This is a genomic window from Streptomyces sp. NPDC091280 (genome assembly GCF_044768565.1).
GTDB lineage: Bacteria > Actinomycetota > Actinomycetes > Streptomycetales > Streptomycetaceae > Streptomyces.
Map to the genome: position 1 here is coordinate 357,166 of NZ_JBIVUZ010000008.1, position 17,029 is coordinate 374,194.

Here is a 17,029-nt window from a genome sequence, read left to right on the forward strand (position 1 = left end):
CTCGTCCAACTCGGTTGGCTCGCCCGGCTCGTTGGGCTCGTCTGAGTCATGCGGTCACACCGCGCACAGGTCGAACGCGGTCCTGGTCAACAGCAGCCGCAGATGGGACTCCTGGGCCAGGCTGATGCCGAGCCGGTTGCACATCAGGTGCGCGCAGCGTTCCACGATCAGCTGCGGTACCAGGTGGTTGATGTGCTCCAGCACGTCGGCGGGGGCCTCGAAGCTGGGGTAGGCGTCCAGCTCGCCCAGCAACTCCAGCTCCACGAGCGTGTCGTTGAGGTCCCGCATGCCCGTCAGCCACTTGCTCGGCACCGACGCGTCCGGCAGCGCCACACCCCGCGTCGACGCCCACACCGCCTCCAGGCTGGTGCGCAGATGCGCCTTGTTCGCGTCGAAGTACTTCTCGAACTCCGCCGACTCCAGGAGCCGCGCCCCGCCGCCGCCGCTCTCCACCAGGAACCGTGCCTGGTAGGCGAGTTCGGGCAGGATGCCGGTGAACAGGGTGCGGTTGGCGGCCAGCATGGCGAAGGCGTCCATGGCCCGCTGTCCCGGGGTGCGCCCGCGGGCGATCAGCTCGACGGCCAGCGCGCTGCTCGCCATGAGCTGCCGCTCGACCGCCTCCAGCGCGCGGCCGGTGCCGAACACCTCGGTCTCCGGCACGTAGTCGATGAACGCGACCGAGTTGTCCGGACGCAACTCCGTGTCGTAGTCGGTCATTTGCTCCAGCGCGGCCAGGCCGGGCGCGGACTCGGCGTAGTCCCGCGCGGAGATCGAGGAGCGTGACGGCGAGGTCCGGAAGAACTCCGCGGCCGTCTCCTCGACGGCCGAGCGGACCTCCTGGACGTGCTCCGGCGAGGTGAGCACCCGCAGCCGGAGGTGCGGACCGCCCTCCCAGTAGCGGAGGAAGAAGAAGCCGTCGGCGAGTTCCGCCCGGCGCAGCCGTTCGGCCACCGGTCTGACGACGCCGGTGACCGGGGCGTCCTGATCGCCGTGGTAGAAGAGGTGGGCGCTGACCCAACTGCGCTCAGACATAGGTGACTCCGGGCTCGTTCAGTTCCACGATGTACTCGGCGACGTGCCCGCCGCGGACGTGGCCGGGGTCCGGCACCATCTCGCTGATCTGCACGATCGAGTTCGGCTCGGCGAGCCTGCGTTCCAACCCGAGCAGCAGGAGCATGCTCGCGAAATCCACGTAGTTCGGTTTGGTGTCGTTGCCCGGCACCTGCCCGTTCGCGCCCTGGCCCAGGACGGCCGGGTCGAGCAGGGTGACGAAGCAGCGTTCGGGGATGCCGTGTTCGGCCAGCCAGCCGGCGATCCTGAGCATCCAGGCCGCGTCGGTCGGCGCGTCGGCCCGCCGGGGCAGCCGGTCCGCGCGGGTCATCCACATCGCGCGCCGCAGCACCACGTCTCCGACCATCAGCCGGGGCAGATGGAGCACGCCGTTGTCCGCGCGCGGGTCCGAGGTCATCCGCAGTTCGGTGTGCGCGCCGAACCAGGTGTTGGACTCGCCGAACGCCTCCAGCATGAAGCGGGCGGCGGGCGGCAGCAGCCGGTCGGCGCCGAGCCCCGGGTGCACCGGGCAGATCCGTCGGCCGAGCCGCCGCGAGACCAGAGCGGGCAGCCCGTCGTCGCCGCGCCGCACATACAGGTCGTTGACCGGCAGCAGGTCGTCCGACGCGCGCACGCTGCGCACCCCGGGATAGTCGACGGCCAGCCGGACACCCGGCCTGCGGACGTTGACCGCGGACCGGGCCACGGCCTCGAACTCGGCGAAGAGCACCTTGCCGTGGCTCGCGGCCGGCCCCGCCTCGGCCGGCCGGTCGGCGGGCAGGTCGAGCACGTCCAGGATCTGCCGGACCCGGTTGCGGCCCCGGCCGAAGCCGCTGCCGACGCTGTTGACCACCAGCTGCGGACCGTGCGCGGCGTCGGTGAGCTGGCAGTAGACGGCGACGGACGTCGGGGTGCGGACCCAGTCCGGCCAGGTCCGGGCCAGCGCGCGGATCTCCCCGGGGAGGACCCGGACCACACCGTCCGGGTCGGGTCTGCGCTCTCCCAGCAGCCGCTTGCAGGCGGTGCGCAGCCGGTGCAGCTCGCGCAGCGCCTCGACGGGACTGTCCGGGCCGGCGAACCGGCTGTGCGCCGCCGCCGGGAGGCTCCCGGCGGACTGCTCGGCCAGCACGTCCCGGTAGAACACCAGCAGCGGCACCTCCGCGTCGGCGGGGTACCGGCTCCGGAACAGCGAGCCGAGCGTCAGCTTGAACGGCAGATCCGGCCCGATCAGACCGAGCAGCGTACGGACCGCGTCGAGATCGTCCAGCAACGGCCGCCAGCTCCGGCGGTCCAGCACCGCCGTCGTACCGGGGTGCACCGCGTTCTCGTAGAAGCTGTACCGGGCGAACTCCTGCGCCAGTTTCGGGCTGTCGGCGTGGGCGTGGTCGCCCACCTCGCGCAGTGCCGTGTCCAGGCCGCGGATCACGGCGTCGCGGACGGCGACCCGGTCGGCCGGCGCGGTGATCGTCGGATACGTCGACAGGGCCTCGTGCACCGCGTGCAGGGTCCGGTCCAGGCGCTCCAGGCCGGGCCGCCGGTGCTCGCGCAGCCAGCCGCGCAGGTCGGCGACCGGGTCCGGGGCCTGGTCGGCGAGCGGCGGGACCAGCTCCAGCAGTCCCAGCGCCACCAGCCTGCCCACGAACACGTCGGCCTGGCGCCCCTCCCCGGCCAGGGCCCGCAGCGCGCCGAGCAGATCGTCCAACGTGCTCTCGCCCGTGGTCAGTTCCATCACCCGGCGCAGGGTCGGGGTGAGCGCGAGGGTGTGCACGTACTCGGCCGGACGCCGGCCCAGGAACACCAGCGCGCCGTCGACGGCCGTGGCGCTCGGGTTGATCCGGACCCGGCAGCCGCCCACGAACTCCGGGCGCTCGCACAGGGCGCGCGCGATCCGGTGCAGCGATCCGACGCTGATCTCGGTCGCGGTGGCCGCGACGAGCCGTCCCTCGCCCGGCCGCCCGGACCACTCGACGAGGTCGTCCGCCCGGCCCCAAGCGGCCAGACCGCTGCTGGTGAACGTCGAGTACGGGCTCGTCTTCGCCGCCGAGCGGGCCAGGTACTGCGCCAGCCGCAGCACGCTCTGCCGCTGCGGCGCGCGCCCGGTGTCGAACCACTTGCGCAGGGTCAGGAACATGTCCGGGTTGGCGTGCACCAGGCCCAGCTGGAACGCGGGCACCCGGGCCGCGTCCCGCAGCGCGTCGTAGCTCGCGGCCCAGTCCCGCTCCAGCTGCCCCGGCAGGTCCGCGAGCAGCCGGTCGCGTTCGGCGACCCGCGCCGTCCACTCCCGCAGCGGACCGAGCACCTCGTCCGGTACGTCGGCCAGCCGGGCGGGGTCGACGCGGCGACCGCGGTGCACGGCCCGGCGCACCGCGACCAGCCGGGCCTTGGGCTCCCCGTCGCCCGCGGCGCCGATCGCCGCGTGCAGCAGGTCCGACAGGCCGCCGGCCGTGTCCGCGATCTCGGCGCGCAGCCGCACCAGCTCCCGGGCGGTGTGCCAACTCCGCGCGCACCGCAGCCCCTCCAGCGCCGTGACCGGACTGCCCGCGAGCCGCACCACGGCGGCCGGTCCGGGCACGTACCCCAGCGCGCCGGGGCCGGCTTCCCACAGCGTGTCCATCACTCCACCGCCTCGGGTTCGACGGGCACGATGACGCGCCCTCCCGGTCCCGTCCTGGCCAGCAGGATCTGGAAGACCGGGGTGTGACGTCGTTCGGTCAGTCCGAGCGCCGCGCGGACGCCCTCGGCGTGGTAGGCGTTGACGATCCGGCCCGACAGGCCCTGGGCCGCCGCCGCGACGCACACGCGGTGCGCGAGCAGCCCGGCCTCCTGGCTGATCACCCGGTAGCCGCGGTCGCCGAAGGTGTCGAACGCCCAGTCCCGGTCGCCGACGAGATGGACCACCGCGTTCATGTGCTGGAAGACCGGCCCGGGAATGGTGACCCGCTCGATCGCCGTGATGGCGTCGGTGCCGGGGTCCGCGGGGCCGGCCGGCCGCAGCGCGCGGGTGTCCTGGTCGAGCCGGTAGCAGCCCGCCGGTATCCCGGAGAGGTCACCGACGGTCAGATAGATCTCCAACGGGACCGACCCGCCGGCCGGCACCGCGTCGCTGGTGACACCGGTGCGCACCCGGGCCAGCCGCGTCCACAGTTCGACCCCGTCCACCCGCGAGGCGACCGGCCGGAACACCCCGGGCCCGGAGTCCCGCGCCCGCAGCACCTCCGCCAGATCGATCCGCGGCACATCGGCCGACGGCAGCGGCAGTCCTACGGCACCGGGTGCGCGGGAGTCGCCGTGCGCGCCCGGTTCGGCCGCCGCGAAGGTCGCGGTGTTGGTGCGCAGGGACGCCCGGTTGACCTCCGTCAGCGTCGGGCAGGCCTGCGCGACCTTCAGCCCGCCGGAGACCACCTCGGGGTCGATCGGGTCGATCGTCGCGGCGAGCGCCGAGCCGCTGCGCGGGACGGTGGCCCGCCGGATACCGGCACGGGTGTTGCCCGGGAAGTGGAGGGGCAGGACCACGAGGGCCGGTTCCTCGTCGGCGTCGAGCCCGAACAGCTTGTGCACCGGCTCGTCGACGAACTGGTGGTGCACATGCGCCCACAGGCCCATGGCCCCCGCGACCAGATCGATGTTCCCGGCGAGCAGCCCGGCCTCCTGCGTGCACAGCCGGTAGGTGTAGTCGCGGTAGATGTACGCGGTCTTCGCGAACAGCCCGGAGAGCACGAGCACGGCTTCCGGCACCGCGCCCGTGGTGCCGCTCGCCCTGGTCAGCAGCCGCCGGTGATCGCCCTCGCGCAGCAGCACCAGCGCGTGGTGCGGGGCGTCGTAGTGGTAGACGCCGTCGGCCAAACACACGTACAGCTGGACGCCGAACAGACAGCGCGCGGAGGCGACCATCCGGTGGTAGGGCCAGGTGCCGTTGGTCTCGAACTCCTGCCGGGAGATGCCGTAGCCGTAGCGCAGCAGTGTCGAGAGCGCCGGTTCGTCGAGCGCCGTGACCTTCGTCAGCTCCCTGGGCACCCTGGTCGTCAGCGGGCGGCGCGGCCGGCCGCGGTAGATCTTGAACTTCAGCGGTTCGTCCGGGTTGCCGTACTCGGACTGCCGGGTCTCCATCGCGACGGCGAGGTCCTCCAGGCTGACCCGCCAGAACTCCCGGCCCACGCCCTCCTTTTGCCCGGTCACGGAAACGGGTGCGGGTGCGGATTGCGCACCTCGGGCAGCCGGGGCAGTCCGGTCACCCGCCGGGCCGCGTGCCCGAAGGTCATCGGCACCGAGCCCGGTGCTATCACCTTGACGCATCTGAAGCCTCCCGCTGTCTGTTCCGTGGAGGTGGTGTCGACGGCCACGACGTCCATCCCGGCCGCGGCGAATCGCCGTACGGCCTCGTCGAGATCCGCGCCGATGTCGGTGTGGCGCGGCCAGCGCCAGCGTTCGAGCCCCTGCTCCCAGGCCAGCGGGACGGGATCGTCGAGGAGGAAGGAGTACCGGTCGAAGGTGTCCGGGCCGGCCGCGCACAGCAGGTGGTCGGCCATCGACACGACGTCGTCCGGATGCTCGGCGAGATGCCGTGCGCGCTCCCGCCAGCCCGGGTCGAGCGCGAGGACGCCCACGTACTCCACGGTCTGGCTCAGTTCGTGCAGCGCGGCGAGGATCGCCTCGGCCGGGTCCAGCCCGCTGCCGCCGGTCGACACGGCCCGGGGCCGTCCGCCGCCGGTGACGTCCTCGGCGAACGTCCAGAACGACGGGATGCCGTGGTCGAGCGTGGTGTCGAAGACACGCACCCGGTAGCCCTGCCGCTCGACGCGCTCGGCGACGAGCCGTATCCGGTGGTCGGGGACGGTGGCCGGGTCGATCTCGGGCAGGGGTGTGCGCCCGTACCAGGCCATCAGGAACGCGTCCCGCTCGGCGACTTCGAGGACGCCGTGCAGCACCGCCTCCTCGTAGCACCCCCCGAGCGCACAGCCGCTGGAGATCTCGCACGCGAACCCGGGGCCGCCGCCGGACACCGTGTGCAGCCGGTAGTAGACGAAGCTCTCCGGCACCAGGACCGGACGCTCGCGGCCGAACGAGTACCCCCACACCCAGTCGGTCACCGCGTCCTCGGTGAACTCCCGGTACGGGAAGCCCGGGAGCCGGTACCGGTCGGCGGGGTACAGGCCGAGCGAGCGGGGATCGACCGCGGCCTCGGCGACCTCGGCGTAGCCGGCCCTGACCCCGGTCCGCTTGCCGGGCGCGTACGCGGCGAGCCGCTCCAGCGACTCCGCCACCGCGATGGACCACGCGGAGGCGAAGTCCCGGGTACGGCCGTAGCCCGCCGCGTCCTTGGAGACGCCCGGTACGGCCAGCACGGCCTCGGTGAACGGGAACGAGTGCTGTGTGTAGGAGGTGACCGACGGGACCAGACCGCTCTCCGCGTCGACGTAGGTCGTGGCGAGCCCGTCCCGGTCCAGCGGACGGACGCGGCTCGAAGCCGGCGAGAGCTTGGGCCGCGTCCGCCGGTCCGGCTCCGCGCCCCGCGCGGTGTCGGCCGGGAGGGCCGAACAGCGCGGGCAGCGCGGGTCGTTGAGGTACCCGTGCCGGGACAGCGCGAGCGTGGCCGTCCCCACGGTCCAGTACCGCCGCTCCTCGGACCGGGCCGAGGCCAGCGCGGCGACGGTGTCCGCCAGGAAGGTCGGCAGCTCCCGGTCCGGCGTCTCGACGGCCATCTCGGCGATCCGCTCGGCGGACGCGGCGGCGGTGCGGCGCGTCCGCAGACACTCGGGGCAGCCCGGCGGCCACGGCCCGACCACGACCCGATCCGGTTCGAGCAGCACCTGCGGCTGGTCAGCCATGGACGACCACGGCTCGCACCACGAAGGGGCACGTCCGGGCCAGCACGGGATCGTGGTCGAGCGGTACGGCCACCACGCGACCGCCCTCGCGCGTCAGGGCCGCCACGACCTCCTCGACGCCCACGGACGCGACCGACGTTGCGCCCCCGTCGCTCTCCCCGGCCTTTCCGCGCAGGTTCGCGGGCAGGTCGGGCACGGGCGGCGGCGCGTAGACGGGCTGTCCGGCGGCCCGGGACTGATAGGCGAGCAGGACCAGCTCCAACCCCCGCTCCAGCGCCGGGCCGGCGTCCAGGTCGCTCACGTAGGCGACGGTGCCCTCCGGGGTGCTGAACGCGAACGTGGGCAGCCCGGCCCGGCCGGACAGGTCGTGGACCTCGAAGGGCTGCTCGACGATGCCCAGCAGCTTCAGACAGCGCGCGCCGCGCGCGGTCTGCGCGACGTCGTCCATGTCGAGCCGGCGGAACGGTTCGGTCGCGGTCGACAGTGCCGCTACGGCGGCCTCGTTGGCCGCCGCGACCACGGCGGCGCGCACGGCCGCCGGCCAGTCGCTCCCGGAGGTCGCGGTCGTCGAAGTCGCCGCGTTCGTCCCGGTGTTCGGGGGGAAGACCGCCGCCGCGTCGACCGCGACCGGTTCGCCGGTCAGCACGTCCAGACCGTGCAGCCGGTCGCCCCTGCGGTGGTCGACCATGACGGCCGCGTAGCGCTCCAGCGCGTGCCGCACCGCCCGCTGCCGGGACTCCACCACGCTCTCCCCGCAGCCGTGCACCGGGAAGGGACCGCCGGCCAGACCGACCGGGTCGGAGACCACGACCTCGCTGACGAACAGCGGCAGTTGCTCGTAGTCGCGCTCGGTGATCTCGGCGAACACACCGGTCCGCGGGTCGACGCAGTCCACCGCGCGGCGGGCCAGCTCCTCGTCGTCCACGGGCGCCGAGGCCGCCAGCGCGGACAGCCGGTCCGGGTCGTCGGGTACGGCGGGCAGCGCGAGCGGGTGCGGGAGGAAGGCGTGGTTCGTGGTCTCCAGCGTCTCCAGGTCGAACCGGACCACGTGGTCGGGGTCGGTGCCCTCGTCGATGCCGGTGAGATGCCGGAACGCGGCGAAGCACAGGTGGTTGGCGACCAGCGCGACCGTGGGGCCGCGCAGGAACTCGCTCGGCGCGACCTCCGGATGGTCGCGCAGATCCGCGCCCACCGTGTCGGGCGCGAGCGCGCACAGCCGGCGCCAGGCCGACTCCCAGGCCGTGGGGTCGCCGTCGGCGCCGATCACCGGGCCGATCCACGCCTCGTCGCCCACCACGACCACCTGCCCGGACGCGGCGCCTGCGGCACCGGCGGCCAGGGACAGCAGCCGGGCACGTTCGATCATGGGGCGGTCGGCGACGTGCAGGACCATGGCCGCCTCGGCGGCCAGCCGGTCGAGGGGTTGGCCGTCCAGGTGGACGACGCGCTGGTGCGGGTCCTGCCGCTGGGCGTCGGCCAGGTGCTCGGCGACCCGGTCGCGGTCGAACGGCGACTCGGCGAACGGTACGAGCACGGGCACGCGGACACCGGCGCGCAGCTGCGAGTTGGCGAGGGCCTGGAGCAGGGGACCGGACCCGGTCAGGACGACGGCGCTGTCGCGGTAGTTCTCGAAGCGCAGTTCCGGCGAATCGGTGAAGTACTCGATGAAGGCGATGTTGGCCGCGTACGCCGTGGCCAGGTCGGCGGTCAGGGTGTGCGGACGGTCGTCCAGCACGTTCTTGACGTACCCCTTGCCGTGCAGCAGCAGGATCAGCTTGGCCAGGGCGGCACGGCTGGACTCCGGTACGGCGGCGCACAGTTCGCCGAGGGTCCTGGTGCCGTCGAGCATCGGGGCGATCCGCTGGATCCACTCGTACGTCGACGCGCCCTTGAGCATCGAACCGCCGAGGTTGCTGCGGATGTACGCGCCTTCCGGGACGCGCATGACGTAGACGTCCCCGCGCAGTCGTGGCCGCACCCGTTCGACATCTACTTCCATGACCACCGCTTCTTCATGAATTCGTTGATGACTGGTCAGCGGGAGGACCGAGAGCCACCCGGTCCCCTTTCACGTACACGCACCGGCTAGAGCACATGTGCCGAAAGGAACAGCACCCGGATCAGGTGCAGGAGCAGCACGGGCAGCAGCAGCAACAGCTGCTCGCACCACCGGAAGCGGACAGCTCCGTGAGGCCGTAGCCGGCCGTCACCGAGGCGGGCACCACCGTGCCCAGGTCCACCAGCTCGAAGGCGCTGTCGTCCAGCACCAACTCGTCGAATTCCTCCATGTCTTGCACCTCCTTCCCCTGTGTGTATTTTTTCTGCGAGTGAATTCGCGGTGACAACTGTGCTCACGTCACAGCGATTTCACCTCGGGCAGCACCTTGTCGCAGAAGAGCTGCAAGGTCCGCCGAGCCTCGGGGAGCGGCATCGCACCGAAATCGATCTGCCAGAGGATCTGGTCGACGCCGCCGATATGGTCGTTGAAGGCGCGGATGCGCTCGATGACGGTGGCGGGCGATCCGACGATCGCGCCGCCTTCCGTGTAGAGCTGGGCGGCGCGCAGACCGCGCAGCATCCAGCCGAAACCGGAGTAGCCGCGATAAGCGGACGACTCCCGTCTGTCCCACGGGCTCACCGCCTCCGCCCACACGTCCAGGTAGCGCCGCAGATAGGTCTCGGCGATCTCCTCGGCGCGTTCGTCGGTGTCCGCGACGACGAGCGGCAGACTGGCCGCGACCCTGGGCCGCGAACCGGAGTCGGCGTGCGCCGCCCGGTACGCGTCGCGGTAGAGCGTCAGGTGGTCACGGAACTCGTGCGGCGAGATCAGCGGGGTGATCAGCAGCCCCAGCCCTTCCGCGCCCAGCCAGGTGAAGCTTTCCGGGGTGCGTACCGCGGCTCCCCACATCGGCGGATGGGGCCGCTGGGTGGGCCGCGGCAGTCCGGTCACGTCACGGTAGGAGAAGTACGGCGTCTCCTCGCTGACCTTCTCCTCGGTCCAGATCCGCTGGACGGCGCGAATGGTCTCGCGGAACCGGTCGGTGCTCTCGTCCATCTCCAGGCCGAGGGCGTCGAACTCGTCGGGCAGATAGGCCCGGGCGAATCCCACGTCGAGCCGGCCGCCGCTGATCGCGTCCACCTGAGCGGTTTCCGCGGCCAGTTGAATGGGGTGATGGAAAACCGGCAGCACACAACCGGTGATCAGCCGGACCGACTTCGTCCGGGCCGCCACGGCGGACAGGAATCCCAGCGGGCTCGGGCAGTAACCGCCGTAGCTGTGCAGATAGTGCTCGGTCATCTTGACCGAATCCAGACCGCCCATCTCGGCCTGGACCGACAACTCCAGCGCGTCACTGAAGTAGGCCTGCGGAGATTTCGTCTCCGGTGTGCAGTCAGGAAGAAAGGAAAGTCCGAAGCGCACCGATACCACTCCCTACCAACCGGATCCCCATCGGATCGACGCGGGATACGCCCCCATGCGGTCCCGGGTCTGCCTGCGTCACCGGGGTGTTTCAGGGGAGACGTTACGTCGGGCCGCCGACACGGTTGAGTCGTGGCACCTTTCCTTTTCGAGGATGAGGGTTCTCACGCACGAGCCGTCGCTAGTGAACGGAGAACCCGCCGTCCACGAAGAGCGACTGCCCGGTGACATAGGCCGAGGCGCGGCTCGCCAGGAACACCGCGGCGCCCGCGAAGTCCTCGGCGAGTCCGTTGCGCCCGACCATCGTCCGGGCCGCCAGCGCCGCCACCTTCTCCGGGTCCGCCGACAGACGCGCGTTGAGCGGCGTCATCACGAACCCCGGCACGAGCGTGTTGCAGGTGACGCCGTACGGCGACCACGCCTCGGCCTGCGAGCGGGCCAGCGACTCCAGCGCGCCCTTGGACACCCCGTAGGCGCCGCTCTGCACGAACGCGCGGTGCGCCTGCTGGGAGGTGATGTGGATGATCCGCCCGAAGCCCCGCTCGGCCATGCCGGGACCGAAGCGCTGGCCCAGCAGATAGGGCGCCTCCAGGTTCACCGCCATCGTGGTGTCCCAGGTGTCCTCGCCCAACTCGCCCATCGGCGGCCGGAGGTTGATCCCGGCGCTGTTCACGAGAATGTCCGGCTCACCGAACACCTCGGCCGCCGCCTCCGCCGCCGTACGCACCCCGTCACGTGACGCCAGATCACCGCTCACCCACGCGGCCCGGCCGCCCTCGGCCACCAACTCGTCCACGGTGGCGGTCAGTTCCGCCGCCTTGCGGGCCACCACGACGACCTGGGCCCCGGCCCGCGCGAGCGCCCCGGCGACCGCCCGGCCGATGCCGGAACTGCCACCCGTCACCACCGCCACCCGGCCGTCCAGCGAGAACATGTCGAAGAGATAGTCACGAGAGATCATCCCCGCAGCCTAGGCGCGCGCTCCGTGCTCCGGGGTCACCCGGGACGGGCCCCTCGCACCCGTGGCACCAACTAGGTACCATCGACGCATGCCATCACTGAACGTGTCCTTCACCGAAGAGGAACTCGACGGAGTACGCGCCGCCGCCGCGGCCGAGGGAAAGAGCCTCAAGCAGTACCTGCACGACCTCGGCGTCCGCGAGATGCAGCGCGGCCGGTTCGTGGCCGGCGCGTCCGCGTGGGCGGAGCGACTGCGCGGCGAGTTCGACGACGCCTTCCCCGAAGAGGTGCCGCCCTCCGAGCGCGGCGGGGTCGCAGCCGCCTGATGCACCTGTATATCGACGTCTCCTGGCTGCTCGACGTCCAGGAGGCCGCCCTCTCCGACGAGGACATGTCGGTCTCGGACTACTCCGCGCTCGTGGCGGCCGTGGCCCGGCACCGGACCAAGCTGCCGACCCTCGCCGCCGCCGACCCGGACGCCGCTTGGCGGGCCGCCGCGCTCATGCACACCATCGTGCGCCTGGAACCGCTGCCGCACCGCAACAGCCTGTACGCCGCGTTCGTCGCCGCCCAGTACATGGGCCAGTCCGGCGAGGGCATCGACCCGCCCTACGGCGCCCTCTCCGAACTCGTGCGCAAGATCCGCGACACCCGCGTCGGAGTCACGGCGGTCGCCGACCAGCTGCGCTCCTGGAAGGTATGACCTGGTCGGCCCCGGATCCTCGCGACCGCGCGGGCGTACCGCTGCGTAGGCTGGTGCCGTGTCAGCCGCCCGCCTCCGCCGTGTCGCCGTCCTCGTCCTCGAAGGCGCCAAACCGCTCGACGTCGGCATCCCCGCACAGGTCTTCACGACACGGGCGAGCATGCCCTACGAGGTACGGCTGTGCGGCGCGGCCCCCGGTCTGGTGACCGGCGGCGACGGCCTGTCGTACCACGTCGCCGACGGCCTCGACGCGCTCGCCTGGGCCGACATCGTCTTCGTGCCCGGCTACCGGTTCCCCGACCGCGAGGACCCGCCACGGACCGTCCTCGACGCGCTGAACACCGCGCACGACCGGGGCGCCCGGCTCGCCGCGATCTCCACGGGTGCCTTCGCGCTCGCCGCCACCGGGCTGCTCGACGGCAAGCGCGCGACGACCCACTGGCACTACACGCGGGCGCTCGCGGCCAAGTACCCGCTCGTGAAAGTGGACGAGAACGTCCTGTTCGTCGACGAGGGCACCATGCTGACCTCGGCGGGCGCCGCCTCCGGAATCGACCTGTGCCTGCACATCCTGCGCGGCGACCTAGGCGTGGCCGCGTCCAACCACGCGGCCCGGCGCCTGGTCGCGGCCCCCTACCGCAGCGGCGGCCAGGCGCAGTACGTGCCGCGCAGTGTGCCCGAGCCGCTCGGCGAACGGTTCGCCGCCACCCGCGAGTGGGCCCTGCACCGGCTCGGCGAGCCCCTCACCCTCGAAACACTGGCCCGGCAGGCGGCCGTCTCACCGCGCACGTTCTCCCGGCGGTTCGTCGACGAGACCGGCTACACACCGATGCAGTGGGTCATGCGCGCCCGAGTCGACATGGCCCGCGAACTCCTCGAACGGTCCGAGCGCAGCGTCGAGCAGATCGCCGCCGACGTCGGCCTCGGCACCGGCGCGAACCTCCGGCTGCACTTCCACCGCCTCCTGGGCACCACACCGAGCGAATACCGGCGCACCTTCGCCCAGGGGGAGTAGCCGAGGCCCCGCGAAGGCCTTGGGCGAAGACCCCGCGAGCAACCTTCGAAGACCCCACGGGCACCTTGGCGAAATCCTTTTGAACCGTGGCGATCACGCCACTGTCACCGACGGTCGCCGCGCGCGAGCCTGGTGGGGAACCGAAGGGACTTCACCTATGACTCGCATCGCCATCAATGGATTCGGCCGCATCGGACGCAATGTGCTGCGCGCCCTGCTCGAACGCGACAGCGACCTCGAAGTCGTCGCCGTCAACGACCTCACGGAGCCCGCCACCCTCGCCCGGCTGCTCGCCTTCGACACGACGTCCGGCCGCCTCGGCCGCCCCGTCTCCGTGGACGGGGACACCCTTGTCGTCGACGGCCGGCGCATCAAGGTCCTCGCCGAGCGCGAGCCCGCGGACCTGCCCTGGGCCGAGCTGGACGTCGACCTCGTTCTTGAGTCCACCGGCCGTTTCACCTCCGCCAAGGCCGCCCGCGTCCACCTCGACGCGGGCGCGCGCAAGGTGCTCGTCAGCGCGCCCTCGGACGGCGCTGACGTGACGCTCGCGTTCGGGGTGAACAACGACGCCTACGACCCGGCCACGCACACGATCGTCTCCAACGCCTCCTGCACGACCAACGCGCTGGCCCCGCTCGCCGCCGTGCTCGACGAACTCGCCGGTATCGAGCACGGGTTCATGACCACGGTGCACGCCTATACGCAGGAGCAGAACCTCCAGGACGGCCCGCACCGCGACGCCCGCCGCGCGCGTGCCGCCGCGGTCAACATCGTGCCGACCACGACCGGTGCCGCGAAGGCGATCGGCCATGTCCTGCCGAACCTCGACGGCAAGCTGTCGGGCGACTCGATCCGCGTCCCCGTGCCGGTGGGCTCGATCGTCGAACTCAACACCACGGTGTCCCGCGACGTGACGCGCGAGGACGTGCTCGCGGCCTACCGCGCCGCGGCCGAGGGACCCCTCGCGGGTGTCCTCGAATACTCCGAGGACGCGCTCGTCTCCTCCGACATCACCGGCAACCCGGCCTCGTCCATCTTCGACTCCGCGCTCACCCGCGTCGACGGCCGCCATGTGAAGGTCGTCGCCTGGTACGACAACGAGTGGGGCTTCTCCAACCGGGTGATCGACACCCTGGAACTCCTCGCCGCCGGCTGACAGCGACGACGCGGGGCGGGTGGCCTGCTTCCGCCGGCGTGACCGGTGCTGCCGTAGGGTCTGGCCATGCCCGAGTCGCTCCGCCCCGCTCCGCCCGTGCCCGCCGCGCCCCGCCGGGCCCGTGAACTCGGGCTCGGTGTCGGCGAGTTGCCCACCGGGACGCACAACGCGATCACGGACGTGCCCGGCGTCCGGGTCGGGCACACCACGCTGGTCCGCCCGCCGCGCGTGCACAGCGGTGTCACCGCGATCGTGCCCGAAGGGGTGGGGCCGGACCGCCCGTTGCCCGCCGGGGTGTTCGCGGGCAACGGCTACGGCAAGCTCCTCGGCAGTACGCAGCTCGCCGAACTCGGCGCGCTCGAAACCCCGGTGCTGCTCACCTCGACCCTGTCCGCGTTCCGGGTCGCGGACGCCCTGGTCGGCTGGATCCTGGAACGGCCCGAGGGGGCGGAGGCGCGGAGCGTGAACCCCGTGGTGGGGGAGTGCAACGACGGCCTGCTGTCCGACATCCGCTCGCGTCCCGTCCGTGAGGAACACGTCCGCGCCGCACTCGACACCGCGTCCGCCGGACCGGTCGCCGAGGGCTCGGTCGGCGCGGGCACCGGGATGACCGCGCTCGGCTTCAAGGCCGGTATCGGCACCTCGTCACGACGCGTACCGCTCGCGGGCCGGGAGACGACGCTCGGTGTGCTGGTGCAGGCCAACTTCGCCGGCACCCTGCGGGTACGCGGCCGTACGATCACTCCCGCCGACGTGGGCGTGCCCACCGAGGAGTCCGATCCCGGTCCGGAGACCGGCTCCTGCATGGTCGTGGCCGCGACCGACGCGCCCCTGGACGCCCGCCAGCTCACCCGGCTCGCCCGCCGCGCCGTCTACGCGCTGGCCAGGGTCGGCGCGGGCTACGGCCACGGCAGCGGCGACTACGGACTCGCCTTCAGCACCCTTCCCCTGGGCACGCCCGCCGGACCGGCCGTGGTGCCCGACGCCGGGCTCGACGTCCTGTTCGGCGCGGTGCTGGACGCCGTGGAGGAAGCGGTGCTGAACTCGCTGCTGACCGCGACCGCGGTCACGGGGCCGCGCGGACACACCCGTTGGCCCCTGCCCGCCGCCGCGCTGCTCAGTCCGCCGGGGTGAGGACGCGCTCGTACCAGGTGCCCCGCCTGCCGCCGATCTCGGCCGGGAGCGCCGGGCCGACCGGGACGAACCCGCACTTGGCCAGCACCTTTCGGGACGCGGTGTTCGTGTCCGCGGTGGCCGCCCGGAGCGTGCGCAGACCGTGTCGTGCCGCGGCCAGCCGGCACAGTTCCCGGACGGTCGCGGTCGCCAGACCCCGCCCGGCGACGTGCTGTGCCACTCGGTAGCCGAGGTCGGCGCCGCCGCCCTCGACGAGGTCGAACAGGTTGAACCTGCCGAGCACCGAGCCGTCCTCGGCGACCAGCACGTGAAACGCGCAGACACCGGCCTCCTGCTCGGCGATCAGGGCCTGGAACCGCTCGGCGAAGTGCGTGAAGTAGTCGTCGCCGCGGTCGGTGACGGAGGCGGCGAAGTAGGCGCGGTTCGCACGCTCGAAGGCGAGGACCGCCGGGGCGTGATCGGCGCGCAGCCGCTGCAACTCGGGCACCGCCCGACCCTACCCGGCCGCGCCGACCACCGGGCGGGGCACCGGCCGTCGGCGGCGCAGCGGGGGCCGTTCGACGAGGACGTACGAGGCCAGGGCCGCGCCGAGGGTGGCCGCGAGACCGGCCGGGAGCAACGCGTCGCCGCGCACTCCGAGGTCGTGGAGCAGCCGGATCACGGGGTAGTGCCACAGGTACATCCCGTAGCTCAGATTGCGTCCGATCCACACCGGCACGGACAGCGACAGCAGACGGGCGGGCCCCGAGTCGGGGCACAGGTCCAGCGCGGCCACCACGCAGGCCGTGAGCAGCGCGGCGGCCAGGAACCCCACCGTGTACCAGACCGGGTTCCAGCCGCTGACCTCCGTGATCGGGACCTGCCAGGCGATGAGCGCCAACAGCACCAGCGCGGGGCGGCACAGGCGGCCCGCCCAGCGGCGCAGCAGCGCCAGCCGGGGGTCGTCGGCGCGCAGCCGGGCGAGCACGAGGGCCAGCAGAGCGCCGACGAGGAGCTGGTCGGCGCGGGTGTCGGGGCCGTTGTAGATGCGGTGTGCCGCCGAGGGGTCCCACAGCACGGTCCGCCACAGCACCGGGAGCACGCACAGCACCGTGACCCAGCCCAGCACCGCCCGTGCCCGCGCGTGGCGGAGCAGCGCCAGCAGGAGCAGCGGCCAGGCCAGATAGAACTGCTCCTCCACGCCCAGGGACCAGGTGTGGCTGAGCGGCGCGGTGAGGTCCGAGTACGTTCCGGCGTTCCCGGCCCGGACGAGATTGACGACCGAGCCCGCGGCCAGCACCGCCGCCATCCACGCCCCCTGGAACAGCGGCAGCGCGAGCGTCACGGACAGGACGGCGGTCACCGCGCACATCACCAGCAGGGCGGGCATCAGCCGCTGCCAGCGCCGGCGGTAGAACGACCACAGTCCGATCCGGCCGTCGCGGGCGTACTCGGTGACCAGCAGCCGGGTGATGACGAATCCGCTGATCGTGAAGAACACGTCCACGCCCACCGAGCCACCGGGTACCAGGTCCGGCCGCACGTGGTAGACGATCACCAGGAGGACGGCGACCGTCCGCAGTCCGTCCAGCCCCGCCACCCGCCCCCGGCCGCGCAGCGCGGACGCGAAGCCCGGTCCCGCGTCAGGGCGCTGTCCGGTGGCCTCGGCTGCCGTGCTCCGTTCCAGGGTGCTCATAACGGCCGCGTCTGCCCAGCAGAACGGGGATCACACACATTCTCATGTTCCTCATGGAGCCCCGGCCGGCATCCGGCCGCCGACGCCCGC

The 17,029-nt window shown here is 72.5% G+C and carries 15 protein-coding genes; 5 read left to right on the forward strand and 10 right to left on the reverse strand.

Features of this window, described 5'->3' with window-relative positions; genetic code table 11:
• Nucleotides 1-54: 54 nt before the first annotated feature.
• The 8 genes from ACIQPR_RS25405 to ACIQPR_RS25440 form a co-directional block, all read right to left on the reverse strand.
• Complete coding sequence (locus ACIQPR_RS25405; protein ID WP_403652257.1) at nucleotides 55-1,032, reverse strand: lantibiotic dehydratase C-terminal domain-containing protein; 978 nt, start codon at nucleotides 1,030-1,032, stop codon at nucleotides 55-57.
• Nucleotides 1,025-3,664 carry a lantibiotic dehydratase gene (locus ACIQPR_RS25410; RefSeq protein WP_403652260.1) on the reverse strand — a complete coding sequence of 880 codons (2,640 nt, stop codon included), beginning with the start codon at nucleotides 3,662-3,664 and terminating at the stop codon, nucleotides 1,025-1,027. The genes ACIQPR_RS25405 and ACIQPR_RS25410 overlap by 8 nt, the downstream gene beginning before the upstream one ends.
• A complete protein-coding gene (locus tag ACIQPR_RS25415) occupies nucleotides 3,664-5,226 on the reverse strand; it encodes a SagB family peptide dehydrogenase (RefSeq protein WP_403652263.1) in 1,563 nt (520 codons plus the stop codon). The genes ACIQPR_RS25410 and ACIQPR_RS25415 overlap by 1 nt, the downstream gene beginning before the upstream one ends.
• Nucleotides 5,223-6,875, reverse strand: a complete 1,653-nt coding sequence (locus ACIQPR_RS25420; RefSeq protein WP_403652265.1) for a TOMM precursor leader peptide-binding protein — start codon at nucleotides 6,873-6,875, stop codon at nucleotides 5,223-5,225. Before ACIQPR_RS25420 ends, ACIQPR_RS25415 begins: the two co-directional genes overlap by 4 nt.
• Nucleotides 6,868-8,874 (reverse strand): hypothetical protein, encoded by a 2,007-nt coding sequence (locus ACIQPR_RS25425; RefSeq protein ID WP_403652268.1) that lies wholly within the window; start codon nucleotides 8,872-8,874, stop codon nucleotides 6,868-6,870. The genes ACIQPR_RS25420 and ACIQPR_RS25425 overlap by 8 nt, the downstream gene beginning before the upstream one ends.
• 121 nt (nucleotides 8,875-8,995) lie before the next feature.
• Nucleotides 8,996-9,163, reverse strand: a complete 168-nt coding sequence (locus ACIQPR_RS25430) for a thiomuracin/GE37468 family thiazolyl RiPP peptide (protein WP_403652271.1) — start codon at nucleotides 9,161-9,163, stop codon at nucleotides 8,996-8,998.
• 68 nt (nucleotides 9,164-9,231) lie between these two features.
• Nucleotides 9,232-10,296 (reverse strand): LLM class flavin-dependent oxidoreductase, encoded by a 1,065-nt coding sequence (locus tag ACIQPR_RS25435; protein ID WP_403652274.1) that lies wholly within the window; start codon nucleotides 10,294-10,296, stop codon nucleotides 9,232-9,234.
• Nucleotides 10,297-10,477: 181 nt separating this feature from the next.
• Complete coding sequence (locus ACIQPR_RS25440; protein ID WP_403652277.1) at nucleotides 10,478-11,257, reverse strand: SDR family NAD(P)-dependent oxidoreductase; 780 nt, start codon at nucleotides 11,255-11,257, stop codon at nucleotides 10,478-10,480.
• 88 nt (nucleotides 11,258-11,345) lie between these two features.
• On the opposite strand from ACIQPR_RS25440, the gene ACIQPR_RS25445 reads away from it, so the two are divergent.
• The 5 genes from ACIQPR_RS25445 to ACIQPR_RS25465 all read left to right on the forward strand — a co-directional run bounded on the left by ACIQPR_RS25445 (nucleotide 11,346) and on the right by ACIQPR_RS25465 (nucleotide 15,264).
• On the forward strand, nucleotides 11,346-11,582 hold the full coding sequence (locus ACIQPR_RS25445; RefSeq protein WP_381239260.1) for a hypothetical protein: 237 nt from the start codon (nucleotides 11,346-11,348) through the stop codon (nucleotides 11,580-11,582).
• On the forward strand, nucleotides 11,582-11,959 hold the full coding sequence (locus tag ACIQPR_RS25450) for a toxin Doc (protein ID WP_403652280.1): 378 nt from the start codon (nucleotides 11,582-11,584) through the stop codon (nucleotides 11,957-11,959). Before ACIQPR_RS25445 ends, ACIQPR_RS25450 begins: the two co-directional genes overlap by 1 nt.
• A gap of 58 nt (nucleotides 11,960-12,017) precedes the next feature.
• Complete coding sequence (locus ACIQPR_RS25455; protein ID WP_403652283.1) at nucleotides 12,018-12,974, forward strand: GlxA family transcriptional regulator; 957 nt, start codon at nucleotides 12,018-12,020, stop codon at nucleotides 12,972-12,974.
• 157 nt (nucleotides 12,975-13,131) lie between these two features.
• The gene (gene gap / locus ACIQPR_RS25460; protein ID WP_403652285.1) at nucleotides 13,132-14,130 is read left to right on the forward strand and encodes a type I glyceraldehyde-3-phosphate dehydrogenase; all 999 of its coding nucleotides are present in this window, start codon (nucleotides 13,132-13,134) and stop codon (nucleotides 14,128-14,130) included.
• A 66-nt stretch (nucleotides 14,131-14,196) separates the two neighbouring features.
• Nucleotides 14,197-15,264 carry a P1 family peptidase gene (locus ACIQPR_RS25465; RefSeq protein WP_403652288.1) on the forward strand — a complete coding sequence of 356 codons (1,068 nt, stop codon included), beginning with the start codon at nucleotides 14,197-14,199 and terminating at the stop codon, nucleotides 15,262-15,264.
• Here ACIQPR_RS25465 and ACIQPR_RS25470 read toward each other — a convergent pair.
• Nucleotides 15,248-15,751, reverse strand: coding sequence for a GNAT family N-acetyltransferase (locus ACIQPR_RS25470; RefSeq protein WP_403652291.1), 504 nt, complete (start codon nucleotides 15,749-15,751; stop codon nucleotides 15,248-15,250). The genes ACIQPR_RS25465 and ACIQPR_RS25470 overlap by 17 nt on opposite strands.
• A gap of 9 nt (nucleotides 15,752-15,760) precedes the next feature.
• Nucleotides 15,761-16,939 carry an acyltransferase family protein gene (locus ACIQPR_RS25475; RefSeq protein ID WP_403652293.1) on the reverse strand — a complete coding sequence of 393 codons (1,179 nt, stop codon included), beginning with the start codon at nucleotides 16,937-16,939 and terminating at the stop codon, nucleotides 15,761-15,763.
• Between the last annotated feature and the right edge of the window lie 90 nt (nucleotides 16,940-17,029).